Source organism: Mesorhizobium sp. M7A.F.Ca.US.014.04.1.1 (assembly GCF_003998745.1).
Taxonomy (GTDB): Bacteria; Pseudomonadota; Alphaproteobacteria; order Rhizobiales; family Rhizobiaceae; genus Mesorhizobium; species Mesorhizobium ciceri.
Window position 1 is genome coordinate 1 of record NZ_RZRW01000483.1, and the last position, 4,302, is coordinate 4,302.

Here is a 4,302-nt window from a genome sequence, read left to right on the forward strand (position 1 = left end):
GGTGTAGACGACGCCGAACAGGAAGTCGTTCCAGATGCCGGTCACCTGCAGGATGATGGCGACGACGAAGATCGGCAGCGACATCGGCAGCATGATGCGCAGGAAGATGCCCCAGAAGCCGGCACCGTCGACACGTGCCGCCCGGAACAGCTCCTCCGGCATCGAGGAGAAATAATTGCGGAACAGCAGCGTCAGGATCGGCATGCCGAAAATGGAATGGACGATCACCAGCCCGCTGAGGCTGCCATAGAGGCCGATCTCGCGCAGGATGATGACGATCGGATAGATCATCACCTGGTAGGGAATGAAGGCGCCGACGATCAGGATGATGAAGAACGTATCGGCGCCCTTGAAGCGCCAATTGGCCAGTGCATAACCGTTCACCGAGGCGATGGCGATCGACAGCAGCACTGACGGCACGGTGATGCGCACCGAATTCCAGAAGCCGCGCGAGAGCCCGTCGCAGTTAAGGCCGGTGCAGGCAGTCGACCACGCTTTGACCCACGGTTCGAAAGTGATCTCGAGCGGCGGTGAGAAGATGTTGCCGAGCCGGATCTCCGGCATGCCCTTGAGCGAGGTGACGACCATGACGTAGAGCGGCAAGAGGTAGTAGACCGCCATGACGAACAATGTGCCGTATAGGAAGACGTTGCGGCGCGAAATCACGCGGCGCGGCTTCGGGCCGTAGGGATCGGTGATGCCCTGGCGCGCGCCGGCGGCGGTGCTTGCTTGAGCGGTGATGTCTGCCATGCTCATTTGCGCCGCCCGAACTCGAGATAGGCCCAGGGCACGATGACGATCACCACCGAGAGCAGCATCATGGTCGAGGCAGCAAAGCCCTGGCCGAGGTTCTGGGCGAAGAACATATAGTCGTAGACGTATTTGGCCGGCACTTCGGAGGCGATGCCTGGGCCGCCGCTGGTCTGGGCCACGACGAGGTCATAGACCTTGACGATGCCGGCAGCGATGATGACGAGCGTGGTGATGAAGACCGGCCGCATCATCGGGATGACGATGAACAGATAGGTCTTCCACATCGGGATCCCATCCACCCGCGCCGCCTTCCAGATGTCCTCGTCAATGCCGCGCAGGCCAGCCAGCATCAGGCACATGATGAGCCCTGTGCCTTGCCACAGCGCCGCGATCGATATGCCGTAGATGACGATGCTGGAATTGTAGAGCGGGTCGAAGCTGAAGCTCGTCCAGCCTAAGTCACGGACCACATGCTGGATGCCGAAATCCGGATTGAGCAGCCACTGCCAGACCAGGCCGGTGACGATGAAGGAGAGCGCGAAAGGATAGAGGAAGATGGTGCGCAACGTGTCCTCGAAGCGGATCTTCTGATCGAGCAGTGCTGCAAGCAGGAAGCCGATGACCAGCGAGAACACCAGCGAGATCGCGCCGTAGATCAGCAGGTTCTCGATCGAGATCAGCCAGCGCGGCGTCGCCCACAGCCGGTAATATTGGTCGAGCCCGACGAAATTCAGCCGCGGCAAGAGCTTCGAATTGGTGAAGGAATAGAGCACCGTCCAAACGGTGCCGCCGACGAAAACCACCATGGCGGTGAGGATCATCGGGATCGAGGCGACCTTCGCATTGAGGTTGCGGAACAGAAGGTTGGGGCGTTCGCTCTTGCTCATCTCGTCAGCCGGCTGGGTAAGGGCGGTGCATTCCCGGCCCTGCATTCGCAAGGCCGGGAGCGAGGTGGCTTGCCGCCAGCGTCAGTCCGCCGAAGCGATGAGGTCGGCGAAGCGCTTCTGTGCGTCTTCGACGGTCAATTCCGGCTTGGCGAAGAATTCGGCGAAAAGGTCTTCCTTCTGCTTCTGGGTGTCCTGCGAAAGCAGTTGGTCCGTCCATGGAATGACGGCGCCCTTGGCGAGGATGGCGAGGCCTTTCTTCATGCAGTCGTTCGCCGCGTTGAGATCGACGTCGCCGCGCACCGGCAGGGAACCCTTCTTCAGATTGAAGGCAACCTGCGTCTTGGGATCGAGCAGCGTCTCGGCCAGCACCTCCTGCGCCTTGCTCTTGTCGGCATCCTTGAGCAGCGGGAAGTAGAAGGCGTCGCCGCCCGTGGCTATGACCTCGTTCAGCCCAAGGCCCGGCAGGCAGGTATAGTCCTTGCCGGCGGTCTTGCCGGCAACCTGGAACTCGCCCTGTGCCCAGTCGCCCATGATCTGGCCACCCGCCTTGCCGGTGATGACCAGGTTGGTCGCCTGGTTCCAGTCCTGCACATTGGTGTCCTTCGCCATCTTGCGGGCATCGTCCGCGGCCTTGAAGACCTTGGCGACTTCGGGCCCGGCGGCGAACTTGGCATCCTTGTCCTTGTAGACCTTGAGGAACGTGTCCGTGCCGCCCACAGCCGCAAGCAGCACGTCGAAGGCACCGGAGGATTGCCAGGCTTGCCCGCCGACGGCGAGCGGGATGATGCCGGCCTTCTCCAGTGCCGGCGCTGCCGCCACGAATTCATTCCAGTCCTTCGGCAACGGCACGCCGGCCTTCGCGAAGGCTTCGTTGGACAGCCACAGCCACTGCCAGGAATGGATGTTGACGGGCACGCAATAGATCTTGCCGTCGATGGTGCAGCCGTCGAGCAGGCTCTTCGGCCGCACGACATCAGTCCACTTGCCCTTGGTGGCGACGTCGGTGAGGTCGCGCATCAGGCCGGCCTGCACCAACTCTTCCGCCTGCCGGCCGTGGTTGAACTGCGTGGCGCCCATCGGATCGCCACCGGTGATGCGGCTGATCATGATCGGCCGCGCCGTGCCGCCGGAGCCGGCAATGGCGCCGTCCACCCAGTGGTTGCCGGTCGCATCGAATGCCTTGGCAAGTTCCGCAACCGCCGCGGCCTCGCCGCCTGAAGTCCACCAATGGGTGACTTCCAGGTCCGTCGCGGCCGCCTGGCCGGCAAATTGCAGTGCAGCCGTCGCCGCCAGGGCAGCGGTCAAAAATCTGTATCGCATTTCGGCTCCTCCCAGAATCTGAAACGTTACAGATTTTCGATACGGCAATTGCGCGGGCTGTGCAACCCATCAACGAAGCGCCCTCGATATTTTTTCGGGCCGCGAACAAATCCGCCTGAATGATCGCGCTTCTCATGCACTGCAGCATGGTTTGCTGCGGCGCAAACACCGAAATGCCGCCTGATACGGGCAAAAGGCGGCGGCAGGGCGATTTCTCCTGGAATCCCAATGCGTTTCGCAAAAAGAACCATCCACCTCGTGACGAGGACATACATCTCGATACTGGCAATCTGTAACGTTTCAGTATATTGACGCTTTGCCGGGGCTGGGACGCATATCGTATCGCTATGACGGCGATTGCCGACATGGCCCGCGGCTGCTATGCGCCTGACGGGCGGGACGAATGGACAGACAGCGTACGGACAAGAACGGGGAGAACTCGGCACAGGGACGGCCGACGTTGAAGACGCTTGCCTTCATGACCGGGCTCGGCGTCACCACCGTGTCACGCGCCTTGAAGGATGCCCCGGAAATCGGCGCCGAAACCAGGCGCCGCGTCCAACTCGTCGCCAAGCAGATCGGCTACCGGCCGAACCGCGCCGGCGTGCGTCTGCGCACCGGCAGGACCAATGTCATCAGCCTCGTGCTCAACACCGACCGCGAGATCATGAGCTTCGTCTCGGACATCATCTACGGCGTTTCGGAAGTGCTCGCCGAAACGCCCTATCACCTGATCGTCACGCCTTATTCCCGCTCGCAGGATCCGATGGAGCCGATCCGCTATCTCGTCGAGACCGGCTCGGCCGATGGCGTCATCATCTCGCGCACCCAACCGAACGATCCACGCGCCCGCTACATGCTCGAGCACGGCATGCCCTTTGCCACGCATGGCCGCACCGACATGGGCCTGGTCCACCCCTACCATGACTTCGACAACCATGTATTCGCGATGGAAGCCGTGCGCCGCCTGGCGAGCATGGGCAGGCGCAAGCTGGCGCTTCTGTCGCCGCCACCCGGGCTGACCTATTATGGCCACACGCTGAACGGCTTTGCCGATGCGCTGAGCGAGGTCGGCGCCAGCGAAATTCCGTTCAACACCGTTTCCATCGATCACACGATCGAGCAGATCAGGACCAGGACCGCGCAGGTGATGCGCCGCGAGAACAGGCCGGACGGCTTCGTCAGCAGCGCTGCCGCCGCGACACTGGCTATCGTCGCCGGCATCGAAGATGCCGGCCTCAAACTTGGCCGCGACGTCGATGTCGTGTCCAAGCAGTCGTCGGACCTGTTGCACCTGTTCCGGCCGGAATTGCTCGTCGTCAACGAGAACTTCCGCCTGGCC

Annotated in this window: 5 protein-coding genes; 1 reads left to right on the forward strand and 4 read right to left on the reverse strand. The window is 62.1% G+C overall.

The genetic code is table 11. The features are described 5' to 3' along the window. From EOA22_RS25610 to EOA22_RS25625, 4 genes are all read right to left on the reverse strand, one after another. Positions 1-750: carbohydrate ABC transporter permease (locus tag EOA22_RS25610; protein WP_164755811.1), on the reverse strand; the 750-nt coding region annotated here is incomplete at its 3' end. Between the two features lie 2 nt (positions 751-752). Further along, positions 753-1,640 carry a sugar ABC transporter permease gene (locus EOA22_RS25615; RefSeq protein WP_024504415.1) on the reverse strand — a complete coding sequence of 296 codons (888 nt, stop codon included), beginning with the start codon at positions 1,638-1,640 and terminating at the stop codon, positions 753-755. Positions 1,641-1,721: 81 nt separating this feature from the next. Then, on the reverse strand, positions 1,722-2,960 hold the full coding sequence (locus EOA22_RS25620; protein ID WP_063169023.1) for an ABC transporter substrate-binding protein: 1,239 nt from the start codon (positions 2,958-2,960) through the stop codon (positions 1,722-1,724). A gap of 26 nt (positions 2,961-2,986) precedes the next feature. Further along, positions 2,987-3,235, reverse strand: a complete 249-nt coding sequence (locus EOA22_RS25625) for a hypothetical protein (RefSeq protein WP_127312659.1) — start codon at positions 3,233-3,235, stop codon at positions 2,987-2,989. Positions 3,236-3,363: 128 nt separating this feature from the next. On the opposite strand from EOA22_RS25625, the gene EOA22_RS25630 reads away from it, so the two are divergent. Then, on the forward strand, positions 3,364-4,302 hold a 939-nt coding region (locus tag EOA22_RS25630), incomplete at its 3' end, for a LacI family DNA-binding transcriptional regulator (RefSeq protein ID WP_127390301.1).

What these genes read in the sequence shown, in the direction of transcription:
- EOA22_RS25625 (WP_127312659.1), bottom strand. Translation starts at nt 3,235, where the DNA reads ATGTATGTCCTCGTCACGAGGTGGATGGTTCTTTTTGCGAAACGCATT.
- EOA22_RS25620 (WP_063169023.1), bottom strand. Translation starts at nt 2,960, where the DNA reads ATGCGATACAGATTTTTGACCGCTGCCCTGGCGGCGACGGCTGCACTG.
- EOA22_RS25615 (WP_024504415.1), bottom strand. Translation starts at nt 1,640, where the DNA reads ATGAGCAAGAGCGAACGCCCCAACCTTCTGTTCCGCAACCTCAATGCG.